Annotated in this window: 15 protein-coding genes and 2 pseudogenes; 11 read left to right on the forward strand and 6 right to left on the reverse strand. The window is 67.4% G+C overall.

Annotated features, from left to right (window positions below):
• The first annotated feature begins 21 nt into the window (after nt 1-21).
• Complete coding sequence (locus NBG84_RS26765) at nt 22-1,464, forward strand: NCS2 family permease (RefSeq protein ID WP_250922174.1); 1,443 nt, start codon at nt 22-24, stop codon at nt 1,462-1,464.
• A 64-nt stretch (nt 1,465-1,528) separates the two neighbouring features.
• Here NBG84_RS26765 and NBG84_RS26770 read toward each other — a convergent pair whose 3' ends face one another.
• Complete coding sequence (locus tag NBG84_RS26770; RefSeq protein WP_250922175.1) at nt 1,529-1,711, reverse strand: BrnA antitoxin family protein; 183 nt, start codon at nt 1,709-1,711, stop codon at nt 1,529-1,531.
• A gap of 164 nt (nt 1,712-1,875) precedes the next feature.
• Between NBG84_RS26770 and NBG84_RS26775 the strand changes: the two genes are divergently transcribed.
• From NBG84_RS26775 to thpR, 3 genes are read left to right on the forward strand one after another with little or no spacing between them, the layout of a single operon-like run.
• Nucleotides 1,876-2,319 (forward strand): MarR family winged helix-turn-helix transcriptional regulator, encoded by a 444-nt coding sequence (locus tag NBG84_RS26775; protein WP_250922176.1) that lies wholly within the window; start codon nt 1,876-1,878, stop codon nt 2,317-2,319.
• Between the two features lie 26 nt (nt 2,320-2,345).
• Nucleotides 2,346-3,779 carry an MFS transporter gene (locus tag NBG84_RS26780; protein ID WP_250922177.1) on the forward strand — a complete coding sequence of 478 codons (1,434 nt, stop codon included), beginning with the start codon at nt 2,346-2,348 and terminating at the stop codon, nt 3,777-3,779.
• Between the two features lie 37 nt (nt 3,780-3,816).
• On the forward strand, nt 3,817-4,401 hold the full coding sequence (thpR, locus tag NBG84_RS26785; RefSeq protein WP_250922178.1) for an RNA 2',3'-cyclic phosphodiesterase: 585 nt from the start codon (nt 3,817-3,819) through the stop codon (nt 4,399-4,401).
• A 142-nt stretch (nt 4,402-4,543) separates the two neighbouring features.
• Here thpR and NBG84_RS26790 read toward each other — a convergent pair whose 3' ends face one another.
• Complete coding sequence (locus tag NBG84_RS26790) at nt 4,544-5,530, reverse strand: aldo/keto reductase (RefSeq protein WP_250922193.1); 987 nt, start codon at nt 5,528-5,530, stop codon at nt 4,544-4,546.
• A gap of 49 nt (nt 5,531-5,579) precedes the next feature.
• Nucleotides 5,580-6,165, reverse strand: a pseudogene (locus NBG84_RS26795) (Uma2 family endonuclease).
• A gap of 154 nt (nt 6,166-6,319) precedes the next feature.
• Between NBG84_RS26795 and NBG84_RS26800 the strand changes: the two are divergent.
• The 4 genes and pseudogenes from NBG84_RS26800 to NBG84_RS26815 form a co-directional block, all read left to right on the forward strand.
• Nucleotides 6,320-6,892: pseudogene (locus NBG84_RS26800) on the forward strand (RNA polymerase sigma factor); the annotation flags it as partial.
• Nucleotides 6,893-7,066: 174 nt separating this feature from the next.
• Complete coding sequence (locus NBG84_RS26805) at nt 7,067-8,164, forward strand: CU044_5270 family protein (RefSeq protein ID WP_250922179.1); 1,098 nt, start codon at nt 7,067-7,069, stop codon at nt 8,162-8,164.
• Between the two features lie 135 nt (nt 8,165-8,299).
• Nucleotides 8,300-9,304 (forward strand): glycosyltransferase family 2 protein, encoded by a 1,005-nt coding sequence (locus NBG84_RS26810; RefSeq protein ID WP_250922180.1) that lies wholly within the window; start codon nt 8,300-8,302, stop codon nt 9,302-9,304.
• Nucleotides 9,305-9,310: 6 nt separating this feature from the next.
• Nucleotides 9,311-10,855 (forward strand): DUF6056 family protein, encoded by a 1,545-nt coding sequence (locus NBG84_RS26815; RefSeq protein ID WP_250922181.1) that lies wholly within the window; start codon nt 9,311-9,313, stop codon nt 10,853-10,855.
• A 24-nt stretch (nt 10,856-10,879) separates the two neighbouring features.
• Here NBG84_RS26815 and NBG84_RS26820 read toward each other — a convergent pair whose 3' ends face one another.
• The gene (locus NBG84_RS26820) at nt 10,880-11,599 is read right to left on the reverse strand and encodes a GDSL-type esterase/lipase family protein (RefSeq protein ID WP_250922182.1); all 720 of its coding nucleotides are present in this window, start codon (nt 11,597-11,599) and stop codon (nt 10,880-10,882) included.
• A 234-nt stretch (nt 11,600-11,833) separates the two neighbouring features.
• On the opposite strand from NBG84_RS26820, the gene NBG84_RS26825 reads away from it, so the two are divergent.
• Nucleotides 11,834-12,799: a WD40 repeat domain-containing protein gene (locus NBG84_RS26825; RefSeq protein WP_250922183.1), complete on the forward strand. Its 966-nt coding sequence runs from the start codon at nt 11,834-11,836 to the stop codon at nt 12,797-12,799.
• Between the two features lie 100 nt (nt 12,800-12,899).
• On the opposite strand, the gene NBG84_RS26830 is transcribed toward NBG84_RS26825, so the two are convergent.
• Nucleotides 12,900-13,697 (reverse strand): TetR/AcrR family transcriptional regulator, encoded by a 798-nt coding sequence (locus NBG84_RS26830; protein ID WP_250922184.1) that lies wholly within the window; start codon nt 13,695-13,697, stop codon nt 12,900-12,902.
• Between the two features lie 115 nt (nt 13,698-13,812).
• On the opposite strand from NBG84_RS26830, the gene NBG84_RS26835 reads away from it, so the two are divergent.
• Nucleotides 13,813-14,790: an ATP-binding cassette domain-containing protein gene (locus NBG84_RS26835; protein WP_250922185.1), complete on the forward strand. Its 978-nt coding sequence runs from the start codon at nt 13,813-13,815 to the stop codon at nt 14,788-14,790.
• Nucleotides 14,787-15,653: an ABC transporter permease gene (locus NBG84_RS26840; protein ID WP_250922186.1), complete on the forward strand. Its 867-nt coding sequence runs from the start codon at nt 14,787-14,789 to the stop codon at nt 15,651-15,653. Before NBG84_RS26835 ends, NBG84_RS26840 begins: the two co-directional genes overlap by 4 nt.
• Before the next feature lie 169 nt (nt 15,654-15,822).
• On the opposite strand, the gene serC is transcribed toward NBG84_RS26840, so the two are convergent.
• Nucleotides 15,823-16,941, reverse strand: a complete 1,119-nt coding sequence (gene serC, locus NBG84_RS26845) for a phosphoserine transaminase (protein WP_250922187.1) — start codon at nt 16,939-16,941, stop codon at nt 15,823-15,825.
• Nucleotides 16,942-17,417: the final 476 nt, after the last annotated feature.

Genomic DNA, 17,417 nt, shown 5'->3' on the forward strand with positions numbered 1-17,417 from the left:
GAAAGCTCGGATGAGGACCGTATGACCCCCTCGGCACCTGCCGTTGCCCCTGAGAATCAGCCGAAGGGCACCCCCAGCGGTCTGGATCGCTACTTCAAGATCTCCGAGCGCGGTTCCACCATCGCCCGTGAGGTGCGTGGCGGATTCGCGACCTTCTTTGCGATGGCGTACATCATCGTGCTGAACCCGATCATCCTCGGCAGCGCCAAGGACATGTACGGGAACCAGCTCGACAGCGGTGAGCTCGTCACCGCGACGGTGCTCACCGCCGCGTTCTCCACCCTGCTGATGGGCGTCATCGGCAATGTGCCGATCGCGCTGGCCGCGGGCCTCGGTGTGAACACCGTCGTAGCACTCCAGCTCGCGCCCCGGATGTCCTGGCCGGACGCGATGGGCATGGTGGTCCTCGCCGGTGTCGTGGTGATGCTGCTGGTTGCCACCGGGCTGCGGGAGCGGGTGATGAGCGCGGTCCCGCGAAGCCTGCGCAAGGGCATCGCGATCGGCATCGGTCTCTTCATCATGCTGATCGGCCTGGTGGACTCGGGCTTTGTCTCCCGCATCCCCGACATCGCCCAGACCACCGTTCCGCTTCAGCTCGGCCAGGGCGGTCACCTCGTCGGCTGGCCGATTCTGGTCTTCGCCGTCGGTACGCTCCTCACCCTTGCGCTGATCATCCGCAAGGTGCCGGGCGCCATCCTGATCTCCATCGTGGCGATGACGGTCGTCGCCATGGTCATCGAAGCGGTGGCGAAGGTCCCGAGCTGGGGGCTGACCACACCCAAGTGGCCCGGCAGCCCGGTCGACACCCCCGACTTCGGTCTGGTCGGCGAGGTCAGCCTGTTCGGCGGCTTTGAGAAGGTCGGCTATCTGACCGGTGTGCTGTTCGTCTTCACCGTCCTGCTGTCCTGCTTCTTCGACGCGATGGGCACCATCCTGGGCGTCGGTGACGAGGCCAAGCTGATGGACAAGAACGGCAACCTTCCCGGCATCAACAAGGTGCTGTTCGTCGACGGCATCGCCGTCGCCTCGGGCGGAGCCACCTCATCGTCGGCGACCACCTGCTTCGTGGAGTCCACGGCGGGCGTCGGCGAGGGCGCCAGGACCGGGCTGGCATCCGTCGTCACCGGCGGACTGTTCACGGTGGCCCTCTTCCTCACCCCGCTGGCCACCATGGTCCCCTCCCAGGCGGCGACACCCGCCCTCCTGGCGGTCGGCTTCCTGATCCTCGCCGGATCCATCCGGGACATCGACTGGAGCGACTACACGCTCGCGGTCCCCGCGTTCCTGGCGATGGTGATGATGCCCTTCACCTACTCGATCACCAATGGCATCGGCATCGGCTTCATCGCCTTCTCCGTCCTGCGGCTGGCGGCCGGACGGGGGCGCGAGGTCCCGATCGCCATGTATGTGGTGTCCGCGGTCTTCGTCTTCTACTACGCGATGCCCGCCCTGGGCCTCACCTAGACCACGGCCCCTCGCCCCCGGCGGGGAACGCCGCTCCGGACCGCATGAGCGGTTCGGAGCGGTCTCAGTTCACCCCGTAGAACTTCTCTGTCTCATCGACGGCAGCCTCGAAGCGCTCGTCGAAGTCATCGCGGACGAGCGTCTGGAGCACGTAGTCCTGGACGCTCATTCCGCGTTTGGCCGCCCGGCGTCTGAGCCGGTCGAGCAGCTCACCGTCTATCCGCAGGCTGAGCACCGTCGATCCCATGCCGCCAGGGTCGCGGTAGGGCAGCGCCGAGTGCGTCGCTTTTCGCGTGCGTATCACTCGTTTGGGTGAGTCCCAGCTGCTAGTGGCATGCGCTCCTCCGCTCTCGCGGGCGGGTCGGTTAATCGGCTGGTATTTAGGCAGAGTAATGAGTTATGCTAACGAACATGTCTGATCTGTCCCATGGCAGTGATGCCGATGTTGCTGCTGTGAACGCTCTTCGCTCGGCCGTGATGCGGTTGGGGCGACGGCTGAAGCACCAGCGCGTCGACGAGTCGCTGAGCCCCACCGAGATGTCGGTGCTCGGCACCCTTGCCCGATGCGGCTCGGCCACCCCTGGTGAGCTGGCGCGCAAGGAACATGTCCAGCCGCCGTCCATGACCAGGATCGTGGCGCTGCTAGAGGCCAAGGGGCTGGTTCGGCTTGAGCCGCACCCCGACGACCGTCGGCAGAAGGTCGTCAGCCAGACCGAGCAGGCCGAGGCGATGCTCGAAGAGAGCCGTCGTAAGCGCAATGCCTGGCTGACCGAGCTGGCCGCGGGACTGAACGAGGACGAGTGGGCCAAGCTCCGGGCGGCAGCGCCCGTTCTGGAGAAGCTCGCGCATTTCTAACCGCTCATACAAGGAGGCGACCACTTTTGCGTACGGGACCCGGAGCAGACTCCGCACCCGCGCCTTCCTCCACCGCCAGTGAGGCATCGGAGGGACCAGCAACTACCAGCATGTTCAGCTCCCTAAAGAATCGCAACTACCGACTCTTCGCCGCCGGCCAAGTGGTCTCCAACACCGGTACCTGGATGCAGCGCATCGCTCAGGACTGGCTGGTGCTCACACTGACCGGCTCCGCCTCGGCGGTCGGTATCACCGTCGCTCTCCAGTTTCTGCCGATGCTGCTCTTCGGGCTGTACGGGGGAGTGCTCGCCGACCGCCTGCCCAAGCGGCCTCTGTTGCTCGCCACCCAGTTCGCGATGGCGATGACCGGTATCGCGCTCGCCGTCCTCACACTGACCGGACAGGTCCAGGTCTGGCATGTCTATCTGATCGCCTTCCTGCTGGGGCTCGTCACCGTCATCGACAACCCCGCACGGCAGACCTTTGTCTCCGAGATGGTCGGCCCTGACCAGCTCGCCAACGCGGTCAGCCTGAACTCGGCGAACTTCCAGTCCGCCCGTCTCGTCGGCCCCGCCGTCGCCGGTGTGCTGATCACCGCCGTGGGTAGCGGCTACGCCTTCCTCTTCAACGGACTCTCCTTCATCGCCCCCATCGCCGCACTCCTTCTGATGCGGACATCCGAACTGCACAGAAGCGTGCGCACCCCCCGGGGCAAGGGCCAACTGAGGGAGGGCTTGAACTATGTCTCGGCCCACCCCGAGCTGATATGGCCCATAGTCCTCGTCGGATTCGTCGGCACCTTCGGCTTCAACTTTCCGATCTGGCTATCGGCCTTCGTCGATGACGTCTACCACTCGGGGGCCAGCACCTATGGCCTGCTGAACACCCTGATGGCGGTCGGCTCCCTGGCCGGTGCGCTGCTGGCCGCTCGGCGGGGGACTTCGCGGCTGCGACTCATGGTGGGCGCGGCCGTGGTCTTCGGTGTGCTGGAGGTCGTGGCGGCCTTCGCCCCGCACTTCTGGATCTTCGCCGGGCTACTGGTGCTGATCGGTATGTTCGGCCTCACGGTCAACGTCACGGCCAACTCCACCGTCCAGATGGCGAGTGACCCGGCCGTCCGCGGGCGAGTGATGAGCCTCTACATGATGGTGTTCGTCGGTGGTACTCCCGTGGGCGCGCCGGTATTCGGCTGGATCACCGATGTCTACGGCCCGCGGATCGGATTCGCCGCCGGTGGTGTCCTCTCCTTCGCGGGCGCGCTGCTGGTCGGTCTGATGCTGGCCAGGGCGGGCGGACTGCGTCTCAAGGTGGATCTACGCCGGGGCCGCAAGCACCTGGACTTCGTACCGCGACAGCCGGCTGCCCCTGAGCCGGCCGGCGGGCCCGACGAGCTCAGAGAGTCCCGGGGCGGGGCCTTGGAGTCCACCGGGCCCGCGGAGAAGCTGACCAAGGTGGCATAGGCCCATGGGCGGGTTGCGGTGAGCCAGACTCGACCGTATGAGACTCTTCGCCGCCGTACTCCCGCCCGCCGGAGCCGTCGCCGAGCTCGCAGCCGCCGTTGATCGGCTGCGAGCGCTGCCCGGGGCGGAGGATCTGCGCTGGACCGACCGGGCGGGCTGGCACTTCACCCTCGCCTTCATGGGCGAGGTCGACGACGAGCTGCTGCCCGATCTACAGGACCGGCTCGCCCGTGCCGCGCGGCGCACCGCGCCCTTCCCCCTGCGGCTCCACGGCGGCGGCCACTTCGGGGACCGGGCACTCTGGGCAGGGGCCGCGGGGGGTCTTGATGAGTTGCGGCTCCTGGCGGAGCGCTCGTACGCGGCGGCGCGCCGGGCCAAGATCGCCATGGCGGAGCACCGCCGCTACACCGCGCATCTGACGATCGCCCGCAGCCGCACGGATGGGGGGCTACGGGCGTACGTCGATGAGCTGAGCGACTTCGAAGGCACCACCTGGGTAGTGGAACAGCTCACTCTCGTCCGCAGCAATCTCCCGGTCAGCGGGGTGTCCGGGGAGCAGCCGCGGTACGAGAACGTCGGGATATGGAACCTGGGCGCGGGGACCAAGGCGGCTTCCGGTTAACCTCATAGGGTGAAGACGAAGACCAGAAACCAGATCATGGCGGGTGTGCTCGTCCTGATGTTCGCAATCATCGCCGTGGCATCCGTGGCCGGTTTGTAGCCTCGCTTGTCCTGAGGTCCATCCCTGCGTCCCGTTCCTTCGCCTACCAGGCGAAGGCTTCCGGGCTGGGGCCAGGTCCGGGGAAGACCTCCTCCAATGAGGTCAGCAGCTCTGCGCCCAGCTCCAGCTGAATGGCGCGCAGGGCGCCCTCAAGCTGCTCGGCCGTGCGTGGACCGACGATGGGTCCGGTGACACCGGGCCGGGTGAGCAGCCAGGCGAGCGCGACCTCCGCGGGGTCCAGGCCATGCTTGTTGAGTAGCTCCTCGTACGACGTGATCTGCTCCCGTACCCCCGGTACTGCCAGTCGGTCCGCCGTCAATCCGCCGGCACGACGGCCGCCCTGGGCCTCCTTGCGGATCACTCCGCCGAGCAGTCCACCGTGCAGCGGCGACCAGGGGATGACTCCGAGGCCGTACTCGATCGCGGCGGGGATGATCTCCATCTCGGCGCGGCGCTCAAAGAGGTTGTAGAGGCACTGCTCGCTGACCAGCCCGTACGAGCCCTTCTGACGGGCTCGCTCGTTGGTCTGTGCGATCTTCCAGCCGGGGAAGTTCGACGAGCCCGCGTAGAGGATCTTGCCCTGTTGGATCAGGGTGTCGACGGCCTGCCAGATCTCTTCTACGGGGGTGGCCCGGTCGATGTGATGGAACTGGTAGATATCGAGGTGATCCGTGCCCAGTCGCTTGAGGCTGGCGTCCACCGAGCGGCGGATGTTGAGCGCGGAGAGTTTGGTGTGGTTGGGCCAGTCCGCGCGGTTCGGGTGCATGCTCCCGTACACCTTGGTGGCGAGGACGACCTTGTCCCGACGGTCACTGCCCTTGGCGAACCAGCTGCCGATGATCTCTTCGGTGCGGCCTTTGTTCTCACCGCCGTAGGTGTTGGCCGTGTCGAAGTAGTTGACGCCCGCAGCGAGAGCCGCGTCCATGATGGCGTGGCTGTCGGTTTCATCGGTGTGGGGCCCGAAGTTCATCGTCCCGAGGACGAGCCGGCTGACCTTGAGTCCTGTGCGTCCGAGTTGCGTGTACTCCATGGACAGCAAGCCAACGCCTTGGAGTGGGCTCAAGGCAAGGAGGATGCGCTCAGTCGCGGGGGAATTCGTCCGTGGCGAGGATGAGGCCGACGGGAGTCCGGGTGAGGTCGACGGGCTGCCCGAAGGCGAAGCTCATCTCGGTGAGGAAGACACCTTCCTTGGGCTCGGAGTAGACATGACACTTGCCCTGGTAGGGATCGACGATCAGATAGACGGGGACCTCGGCCGCGGCGTACACCTGCTTCTTCGGGCCGTAGTCGTTCGCTCCGGTGCCTTGTGAGATCACCTCGACCACGAGTTCGAGGTCCTCGTACCGCAGGTGGCCCCTGGCGTCCTTGATCGCTTCTTCGGCCAGCGCCACAAGGTCGCAGGCAAAGCCGTTCAGATGGCCGGGAAAGTCGATACGCACGTCACCCGGTTCGCTGTCGCGGGTACCTCGTCCTCAGCTGCTCATAGACGGCAGCGATGATCTCCCAGTGCGTGTGTCGCTGCGGCGACATGTAGATGTTCCCCCCGACGACTTCGGCCCTGAATCCCTCGGGGACGGGCATCGCCTCAAGCCACTCGAACATCGTGTCCAGAGTCGGCTCGTCGTCTGCTTCGGCCATCTCGATCCTGTCGTCAAGCACAGTCACCGTGGCGCTCCTCCCCGCCGCCGCGCTTGGGGCGCGGCAGCCGCCGCCTTGTACAACGATACTCATGGGCGCTCCGACACGGCCCCGTGAACTATTCCGTTCGATGCGGTCAACAGGGAGGTGACAGGTTCACCGTTCTATCCCTGGAGTCGATGTGACCGGACCCCCGGCCGTCGGTGATGACGCCGAGGTCATCGCGCAGTCGCTGGAGCAGCCCGAGGTCTTCGCGCTGCTCTACGACCGGCACGCACCCGAAATCTACCGCTATGCCGCCCGCCGCCTGGGGGAGGGCGCGGCCGAGGACATCATGGCGGAGACGTTCCTCATCGCCTTCCGCCGCCGTCGGCGCTATGACACGGCGAGAGCCAGTGCCAGGCCCTGGCTCTACGGCATCGCCGCCAAGCTCATCGGCGGACACCGGCGCAGTGAGGAACGCGCCCTCAGGGCCCTCGTACGTTCCGGGGGCGCGCCCATGGACCCGTTGGGTGAGTCCTGGAGCGAGCGGTCCGATGAGCGGATCGCCGCACAGGTTCCCCTCGCGGGCGCGCTCGCCGCGCTATCACCCGGTGATAGGCATGTTCTGCTGCTTGTCGCCTGGGCGGATCTCAGCTACCAGGAGGTCTCGGAGGCGCTTCGCATTCCGCTGGGCACCGTGCGATCGCGGCTCAACCGGGCCCGACGCAAGGTCCGTACGGTGCTGATGGCCGATCCCGCCTTCGTCGACGATGAGTTCGAGCAGGAGGAGGGGGCCGCGGCTGGTGCCGCGCCCAGGGAAGCCGTCTCCGGGGCGGAGCGCCGCGTTGTCTGCGGAGCCGTTCGCGCGACCAACTCCGGGACGCCGAGCGGCTCCGCCCTCGTCGCCGGTGCCACCTTCACCCCCGCCATCAGGAGCTGATCCGTCATGGACGAGATGACCCAGGTGCGCGAGTTGCGCGCCGATACCCCCGAAGCCGACTCCACGGTGCTCGCCGCCGGTCGCCAGCGGCTCACCAGCGTCGCCACCGCTTCCGGCAGTTGGGCCCGCTTCCGGCTGCCGCGCGACGACTGGAGATTCGCCGCGGCCGGGGCCGCCGTCGCCATCACCGCCGCGGTCACGGCGACCGCCGTACTCGGCGCCCAACTCGGTGGCGCACCCACCGCCTGGGGCCGGGCAGAGGCATCCGCGGGGGCGGCCGGTACGTCCTTGGATGTCCTGCTGCGGGCCGCCGCGGTGATGGAGACACGGCCTACTCCGGCGGAGCCACGCGATGACCAGTGGATCTACGCCCGGACCGAACTCGTCCAGGTTGACCTGGCACATCAGACGAGTTCGGAGGAGGTGCGGATCGAGCGCGTCTGGCGGCTGGGTACCGGCCCGAAGACGAGTTGGGAGAAAATGTGGATCGAGCACGTCTGGCGGCCGGGTCCTGGCCCGGACGCCTGGACCCGGTACGCCGGTCCGGTAGGCAAGGGGGAGATCAAGGGTGCCGCGGACTACACGGCGCGCGATATCTACCGTGCCGTCAAAGCCCTTCCGCAGGACTCCGCCGGCGTCCTCGCCGCGGCGCGTGCCATGTTCCCGAGCGGTAGCGCGACGTATGTGATGGGCAGGAGGACGGTCACCCCGGCGAAGAACGAGACCCGGGCCCAGCACAGTTTCCGTGCGGTGGCCGAGTTGCTGAAGGGGCATCCGCTGCCATCCGCCGGGCTCGCCCGGCTCTACCGCGCCCTGGCGACCATCCCGGGCCTTGAGATCACGGACGGTGCGCGCGGACCCCGCGGTGAACAGATCGTCATCATCGGCCTCAAGTGGGCGGATGCCAAGGATCTCTCGCAAATCATTCTGGCTGCGCGTGATTACCGCTATGTGGGGGCGCGGACGGCCGCCGCCAAGGAACATGTTCCCGCACTGCCACGCGGGACGAAGGGTCCGAGGGAACGAATTTCCGTAGGAACCGTCTTGTATGGCGAGGCGCGCACCAAGCCAGTGGTGGTAGACGCGAAGGGCCAGACCGGCTGATTCGCGAACCACCACGCGGAAGTGTCGCCTTCCCGGTTCGCGCCCTTGCACCTGCGCACTATGGACTTCACGTCCCGCCGGGGCTGTGAACGTACAGCAGGTCAGAAAGCGGCAAGCCAACCGAGGAAAGCAGCGATGCTAAAGATTTCACTTGTTGTTCCGTGCTTCAACGAGAGCGAGGTGATCGAGGCATTTCATGCCGAGTTGATCGATGTCCTTGAGCCAATGGGGGCGGATTTCGAGATCTGTTACGTCGACGACGGCAGCATCGACGACACCCTCGTACGGCTGAAGAGCCTCGCCGCCACTGACCCGCGAACCCGCTACACCTCCTTCAGCCGGAACTTCGGCAAGGAGTCGGCGATGCTTGCTGGCCTGCGGATGTCCCAAGCGGATGCGGTGATCCTGATGGACGCCGACCTACAGCATCCCCCCAAACTCATCCCCCAGATGTTGGAGTTGCACCGACACGGTTACGACCAGGTCGTGGCCCAGCGGGACCGTACCGGAGAGGGAATGCTACGGACGGCACTCAGCCAGGCCTACTACCGGTTGGTCCGACGTTTCATGGATGTGGAAGTCGTCGACGGTGCGGGGGATTTCAGACTGCTTTCCCGGCGTGCCGTCAATGCCTTGCTCGCTCTCCCCGAGAGTAATAGGTTCTCCAAAGGATTGTTCTCCTGGATCGGATTTGACACCGTCAGCTTTACGTATGAGAACGTTCAACGGGCGGCCGGTCAGTCCAAGTGGGGCGGGCGCAGGCTGCTGAACTACGGCATCGATGGGCTGCTGTCCTTCAACAGCCGCCCGTTGCGCATGGCGATCCATGGTGGATTGTGGCTCTTTCTCTCGGCACTTGCGTATGCGCTGTGGATTGTCGCCAATGTCATCGTGGACGGCGTGGACACCCCGGGATACGCCACGCTGGTCGCGGTGATCGTCGGAATGAGCGGTGTGCAGATCGCCACCCTCGGGATCATCGGGGAGTACGTGGGCCGCATTTACCACGAGTCCAAGCAGCGACCCCACTACGTGGTGCGCGAGACGAACGAGGCGGAACTGCCGCTGTCCGTACCGATGGTCCTCCGTAGCAGTGCCCCCACCCGCCCGGTGGCACCTCGGCTGGGCGAGGGGCGATAGGACCTCATGGCTCTCGACACCTCACCCCCCGATGGCACGCAACACACCGACGGCACCCCGAAGAAGAGCTCGGACGGGCCTCGGCCACCCTCCCCGGGGGGTCGGCAGGCCAGCTGGCCGCTCGTCCTGGCACTGCTGCCGCTCGGCCTGCTGACCCTGGCTTCCTGGTACGGCCGCCATGTGCGGCCCAGCGCCGACGAATGGTGCTTTCTGCCGCATGTGCGGGACCACGGCATCACCGGGCTGATGGACAAGTTCTACTTCACCGACAACGGCCGGGTCGGCAACGGACTCCTCGTCGGGCTCTACACCAAGTACCCGGTAGCCGGGCATCAGTGGTTCGGTCTGGTCAGCGGTGTGCTGATGCTGGTGCTGCTCTGGGCGCTGACGGTCCGGCTGCTGCGCCGGGCGGAGCTGGAAGTCCCGCGTGGCGTACCGCTCCTGGTCGCCGGGATGATCGCGGCCGTCTTCCTCTTCGCCACGCCCAACACGTACAAGACGTTCTACTGGCCCGCCGCTTCCGTCTCCCACACCCTCGCCCCCGTGCTGGCCCTCGCGGCGGCGATTCCACTGCTGGTGGCCCGTGGGCGCCGGGGCCGTATCACCGCGCTCGCGGTGGTCACCGGCGCCGGCGTCTTCATGGGGACCCTCTCCGAAGAGGCGTCCGTTGTCGCGCTGGTGGTGCTCGGCGGCGTGGTGCTCTTCGCCCATCTGATCTTCGTCGAGAGAGTGCGGCGATTCGCCCGGATATGGTCGCTGGCCGGTATGGCGGGGGTCGCCATCGGCACGCTGATCCTGATGACCTCACCCGGCTCCCGCAACCGCCGCACCCGCTATGACGCGGAGAGCGTCTCGATGCTCGCCCCCGAGTCGCTGCGGGGTTCGCTGCGGGGCTATCTACAGATCCTGGAGACGGTGTTCACGACCTGGCAGTACCTGGGGGCCGTGGCCGCCGGAGTGTTGCTCGGGCTGCTCGCGCAGCGGAGGGCCGGACGCGGTGCTGGACGGGGGGCTGTTCTGCTTCCCGCTCGACCGGCCGTGCTGATCGCCCTCGGGACCGCCGCGTTCCTGGTCTCCGGCTATCTGTGCACGGTCATCACCTATCCCGTCTTCGGCGCACGAGTGGTGACGACCGAGCGGACCTGGAATGACTATCTGCTGGTGTACGTCCTGGTCCTGGTGGGCGCCGGCGCGCTGCTGGGCCGCTGGTTGCGCGACCTCACCCCCGACACCCGCACCAGTGGGCGCCGGGGCCGCGCCCTGTTGCTGACCGGTGCGGCACTGGTGTGTGCCGTCACCGTGGCGGGTCTGACGACGCCGTTGATGCATCTGGGGCGCCAGATGGAGTCAAGGGCCGAGCGATGGGACCGGCAGGACGCCTTCTTGCGGGAGGGCGCGGCGCGAGGTGAGACCGTCATGCCGTACACCCCCACCAAGGTGGGCAAGATGCTGGAGCCATTCGGCGACAAGGGCCGCAAGAGGTGGCCCGCCCAGTGTGTGGCGGACTACTACCACCTCGACCAGTTGACCTACGCCGAGCGGATGCCCTGACGGACACGGGACGGCTCCCCGAGGTCAGCCCCCGGTCCCCGGCACCCGGACGCCCTCGTCGGAAGCCGGCTCGTACCGTCCGCCGAGCCCCCACCCCTGATGCATCGCGGAAGCGAATGCCGACGCGAGTTTGTGCTCACCGGTGGGACTCGGGTGGGTCCCGTCGTAGGTGTCCGTATCGAGCGCGTACGACGACGGGCGCGATGCCAACAGCAGCGGCGAAACAGCTGTGTCGAGGTCGGCGACCGTCTTGGCGAGGAGCTCGTTGAAACGGTCGCACTCGGCCGCGAAGGGAGCGTCGGTGCGGGCGCGCACATTCGGTATCACCGGCAACAGCACCATGCGGATCGTCGGCGCGGCAGCACGGGCCTCGGCGATGAACCGGTGGGTGTTCACCACGGTCTGGCCGCTGTTCGTGTAGAACCCCAGGTCTATCAGCCCCAGCGAGACCAGTAGTACATCGGGCCGATGCTCGGCGACGGTCTCCCCGATGATCGGCGCCATATGCAACCAGCCCTCGCCCCAGCCCGCGAGATGCCGATGTGCCTCGGGCGGGAACGCGGGGTCGCCGTCGTCGGTGGCGGGCGCGGCGTCGGCCTCGGGAGCGTACGGACCCGAACGCGGGCCGACGATCTCGTACGAACCGTCGAAGGAGGCTTCGAGGTGCTGCCACATGCGGTAGCGCCAGCTGTGTTCGCCGGCGCGTCCGATGGTCATGCTGTCGCCGACAAACAGAAAACGCATGGGGGCCATCATGACCGATGGGTCTGGGCGGCAGCCATGTGAGCCCCGCCACGGAGGACGGTTTCCGGCCCCTCACGATCGTCTGTGCCGAGACGCAGACCGCCCGCCCCTGATACGGGAACAGGGGAGCGCGATGCGAAACGGACGTGGCCCGATGTGTTCCTGGTGACCCTGATGATCAGTTCGGTGAGCGGTAGGGCCCGTTCTGTCCACCGGGGATGGCAGGCTGGGGGCATGCGTTCGCTTCCGTATGTCACCGGTGCCGCCGCCCTTCTGCTGCTCGCAGCCATGGCCGCTCCCGCCGTCGCCGATGACAAGAGCTTCACGATCGAGGACACCCGGATCACCGAGTCCAGCGGTCTCGCCGCCAGCCGCGCGCACCCGGGGGTCTACTGGACGCACAACGACCAGGACGAGCCGCGCGTCTTCGCGATCGACTCCAAGACCGGGAAGACGGTCGCCACCGTCACCCTGCGCGGCGTGGGCAAGCCACGGGACATGGAGGCGATCTCCGTCGGCTCGGACGGGAACGTCTACGTCGGTGACATCGGCGACAACCTCAACGGCAGCTGGTCCCACGTCTGGATCTACACCTTCCCCGAGCCCAAGGCCCTGCGTGACATGACCGTGCGAGCGACGCAGTACACGGTGAAGTACGCGGACGGTCCACGGAACGCCGAAGCGATGATGGTGCATCCCCGGACCGGACGGGTCTACATCGCCTCCAAGAACGAGGACGGCGGCGGCCTCTACGAGGGTCCGGCCAAGCTCACCACCGCCGGCACCAACACCTTCCGGCGCATCGGGGAGGTGCCCTGGGTGACGGACGGCGCATTCTCCCCGGACGGCAAGGAACTGGTGCTGCGCTCCTACTTCAGCGCTCGTGGCTATGCCTGGCAGAACGGTCGCCTCGGCGCTGACCACCGGGTCAAGGCCCCGATCCAGGGGCAGTCGGAGTCCGTCGCCTACACGGTGGACGGCTCCGCGCTGATGTTCGGCACGGAGGGCAAGCAGAGCGAGGTGCAGCGGGTCGGCCTGGAGAAGAAGGGCAAGGGCGGCAACTCGCCCACCGGTGCGGGGAGTTCAGCTTCCGGCGGCGGCGAGGACGACAAGTCCACGGTGACGTACGGGGTGCTGGTGATCGCGGCGGCGACCGCGTTGGTGATGGGGATGAAGCGACTGCGGAGACGCGGGGACTGATCGCATCGCGTGGTCGACCCGGTTCAGCTCGTACGTCCTCAGCGGGCCTGCAACGAGCGGTACCGGTGGCCGGACCGAGCTCCGTGCTTCCGGTGCCCGACTACTGATCCGGCCCCGCGGCCCCAGCCGCCGGACGCTTCTTCGCTTCGCTGCGCTCCTGGACCAGCATCTTCAGCCCGTCCAGCAGCCGCTGGAGTCCAAACTCGAAGTGGTCGAAGTCCTCGCTGAAGGTGTCCTCCGCCAGGCTGGCCATCCGGGGGTACTTTCCGCTGGCCATCGCCCTGACCAGGAAGGGCTCCTGGTTCTTCCAGAAGTCGACATGGCTCGTCCCGGTCGCTTCGACGGCTTCCTGGGCCTCCGCCTCCATCCGGGCGATGCCCTGCACAAAGCTCTGGGTCGAGATGATCACCGAGATCAGCTCGGGATCGCGCAGTCCCATACCCTCCAGGCCGATCAGGGCCGCTTCCAGGGACCGTACCGTGCTGGGGCCGAGGACCGAGCGGGCCTGATTGACCTTGAGGAGCCAGGGGTGTGCCTGGTACAGGGTGAGAAAGCCGCGGGCCATCGTCTCGACGGCGATCTGCCAATCCACCCGCTCCCCGGGCTTCGGTGGGTCATAGGGGCCGGGATCGCTCACCCGGTCCAACATCAGATCGAGCAGCTCGGCCTTGCCGGGGACATACCGGTACAGGCTCATCGCCCCGGTGCCGAGCTCGGTGGCGAGGCGGCGCATCGAGAGCGCGCCCAGGCCTTCCGTGTCGGCGAGTTCGACCGCGGCCATGACGATCCGATCGAGGCTGAGGCCCGGCTTGGGGCCCCGGGTGGGTCGTTCACCCGTACCCCATAGAAGCTCCAGGGTCCTCGCGACATCGCCGGAGCCGCTCGTCTCGGTCGTCATGACTTCACTGTAATCGCCGTATCCCGCACCGCTCGACAGAAACTGAGTACGGTGTACTCTTCTGGGTACGCCGTACGCGAAGGTGTCCCGTCCCGACCTTTTCCGCTGCCTGCCCATGGAGGAAACCGTGACCGAAAACGCCGTACACGCCCAAGGGCTGGAGAAGAGATACGGCGAGAAGCGCGCGCTCGCGGGCTTTGACCTCACCGTCCGGCGCGGCACCGTCCACGGCCTCCTCGGGCCCAACGGCGCGGGCAAGACCACCGCGGTGCGCGTCCTTGCGACCCTTCTCAAGTCCGACGGCGGGCATGCCCGGGTCGCCGGCTTCGACGTGGCGCGTGAGCCCCGCCGGGTCCGCGGCCGCATCGGCCTCACCGGCCAGTACGCGGCTGTCGACGAGATGCTGTCGGGCCGCCAGAACCTGGAGATGTTCGCCCGGCTGTTCCATCTGGGCGGCCAGCGGGCCAGGCGCCGCGCGGTCGAACTACTGGAGCAGTTCGACCTGGTCGAGGCCGCCGACAAGGGGGTCGACGGCTATAGCGGTGGGATGCGGCGCCGGCTCGATCTGGCTGCCTCAATGATCCTCGCGCCTGATGTGCTCTTCCTGGATGAGCCGACGACCGGCCTTGACCCCCGCGGGCGCGGCGAGGTGTGGGACTCCGTTCGCGAGCTGGTCGCTCAGGGCACGACCGTGCTGCTGACCACCCAGTACCTGGAGGAAGCCGACAAGCTGGCTTCCCACATCACGGTCATCGACCAGGGGCGGGCCATAGCCGACGACACCCCCGACGGCCTGAAGAACACGGTGGGCGGCGACCGGATCGAGGTCGTCGTCGGCGACTCCAGCGAGATCGAAACGGCGGTCACGGCCGTAGCGCGGGTGGCGCAGGGCGTCCCCGAGATCGACGAAGCGGAACGCCGGGTGCACGCCGCGATCACCGACCGGGTGGCAGCACTCACCGACGTCGCTCGAACCCTTCAGGACGCGGGGATCACCGTCGAAGACATCGGGCTCCGCAGGCCCAGCCTCGACGACGTCTTCCTCCGTCTGACCGGACACCGTACGGACAAGGACCAGGAGGCAGCCGCATGAGCCAGGTCATCGACCGAAGCGCGGTCACCCAACCGACGGAGAAGGTCAATCTCGACCTCGGCAGCGGAGGGGAGCGCCGGCTTTACTGGGCGATCGCCGACTGCTGGACCGTGGTCCGCCGGGGCCTGCTCACCTATCGCCGACACCCCTCCTACATCGCCTGGCAGCTGGGCTTTCCGATCGTGTCGGTACTGCTGTACGGATATGTCTTCGGCGGCGCGATGAAGGCCCCGGACGACGGGGACTACCGGGACTTCCTGATGCCGGGCATGTTCGTGATGACGATGGCCTTCGGTCTGATGAACACCGCGATCACCGTGGTGACCGACTCCACCAAGGGCGTCATCGACCGTTTCCGGTCCATGCCGATGGCTCCCTCCGCGGTGGTCACCGGGCGCGGCGTCGGCGATCTGATGGTCTCCAGCGCCGAACTGACCATCCTCGCTGCGACCGCCCTGGCCATGGGCTGGAGCGCGGACGGTGGTCTGCTGAAGACGGTCGGGGCCTTTGGACTGCTCATGCTGCTGCGGTTCTGCCTGATCTGGATCGGGATCTTCCTGGGCCTGGTCATCCCCAGTCCGGAGGCGGCCGGCGGCCTCTACGCGGTGGTCTTCCCGCTCACGATGATCTCCAGCATCTTCGCTCCGCCGTCGTCCATGCCCGACTGGCTGGGCACGGTGGCGGCCTGGAACCCGATCTCCTCGACAGCGGCGGCGACCCGCGAACTGTTCGGCAACCCGGTCGCGAGCGACGGCAGCTGGATCCAGGAGAACGCCCTGCTGATGGCCGTCGTCTGGCCGACGGCGCTGACCGCGATCTTCCTTCCCCTCGCGGTACGCCGCTTCCAGCAGCTGAGCCGCTGACCACCGCACGCGCCCGCAGTACGGGGGTCCCCGGGCCCGCCGGCGTCGCCAGCACTCTCCCCGACCGACCGTTCACCCGGGACCTGACCCGGCGTCGATCGACCACCCGAATGAGTGAGCCCCGGAGGGATCAATTCCCCCCGGGGCTCACTCACACCGCCCTAAGGCGTCACAGATTCTCGATCACATAGTCCACACAGGCGGTCAGCGCCTCGACGTCCGCCGGGTCCACCGCCGGGAACATCGCCACCCGCAGCTGGTTGCGACCCAGCTTGCGGTACGGCTCCGTGTCCACGATCCCGTTCGCCCGCAGCGCCTTGGCCACCGCTGCGGCATCGATCTCGTCCGAGAAGTCGATCGTCCCGATGACCTGCGACCGCTTGGCCGGGTCCACGACGAACGGGTTGGCGTGCTTGGACGCCTCCGCCCACCCGTACAGCGCCTGCGAGGAGGCCGCGGTCCGCTGCACCGCCCAGTCCAGGCCGCCCTGGCCGTTGATCCACTTCAGCTGCTCATTCAGCAGGAAGAGGGTCGAGAGCGCCGGAGTGTTGTACGTCTGGTTCTTCAGCGAGTTGTCGATCGCCGTCGGCAGGCTGAAGAACTCCGGAACGTGCCGACCGGAGCCGTGCACCCGTGCCGCACGCTCCAGCGCCGCCGGAGAGAAGACGCCGATCCACAGGCCGCCGTCGGCCGCGAAGCACTTCTGCGGGGCGAAGTAGTAGACATCCGTCTCCGTGATGTCCACCGGCAGACCACCAGCGCCGGACGTCGCATCCACCAGCACCAGAGAACCCTCGTCGGCCCCGGCCACCCGCTTGATGGGGGCGGCGACGCCGGTCGAGGTCTCGTTGTGGGTGAACGCGTACACGTCGACGCCCGCCTCGGCCGCCGGCTCCGGGTGAGTACCCGGGTCCGAGGCGATAACGGTCGGTTCGGCCAGCCACGGCGCCAGCTTGGCGGCCTTGGCGAACTTCGAGGAGAACTCCCCGAACGACAGATGCTGGGACTTGTTCTCGATCAGGCCATGGGTCGCGATGTCCCAGAAAGCGGTGGAACCGCCGTTGCCGAGGATCACCTCATAGCCGTCGGGGAGCTGGAATAGATCACTTACGCCCGCGCGCACTTCGCCGACCAGGTTCTTGACCGGGGCTTGGCGGTGGGAGGTGCCCAAGAGGGACGTACCGGTAGCGGCGAGGGCGTCCAGCGCCTCCGTACGCACCTTGGAGGGGCCCGCGCCGAAACGGCCGTCGGCGGGCTTGATGTCAGCGGGAATCTGGATATCAGCCACGCACGCGAGGGTATCGGCTCGCGTATCGGCGCGGCCGAGGGGTCCGTCGGCTGAGACGCTGGGTGTGGCTGCGGCTGTGTCTGCGTTCGGGGTCTTGGGCGCTTGGGGTGGGTGTGCTTGTGTTCGGTGTTCTCACCGGGGGTGGGGGGTTCCGTCCTCAATCGCCGGACGGGCTGGAGGGTCGCCTGGCGGCGGGCCTGGCCCTGGTGGGGGTTGGCTTGTACCCCCCGGGGTCTTGGGCGCTTGGGGTGGGTGCGCCCGTGCTCGGTGTCCTCGCCCGGGGGCAAGGGTTCCGTCCTCAAACGCCGGACGGGCTGGGGGCGCCTGGCGGCGGGCTGCGGGGGTAGGGGTGCCTCCTGTGTCCGGGGGGCTTGTCTTGGTGTGGGTTGTCCGGGGCGGGGGCCTTGGGTTGAGGTTCCCCCGGGATGCGGGGGGTGGTGATAGCAGGTCAGATGGGTTTTATGAGAGGAACCCAG

The sequence above is a fragment of the Streptomyces albipurpureus genome, assembly GCF_023701525.1.
Lineage (GTDB): Bacteria > Actinomycetota > Actinomycetes > Streptomycetales > Streptomycetaceae > Streptomyces > Streptomyces albipurpureus.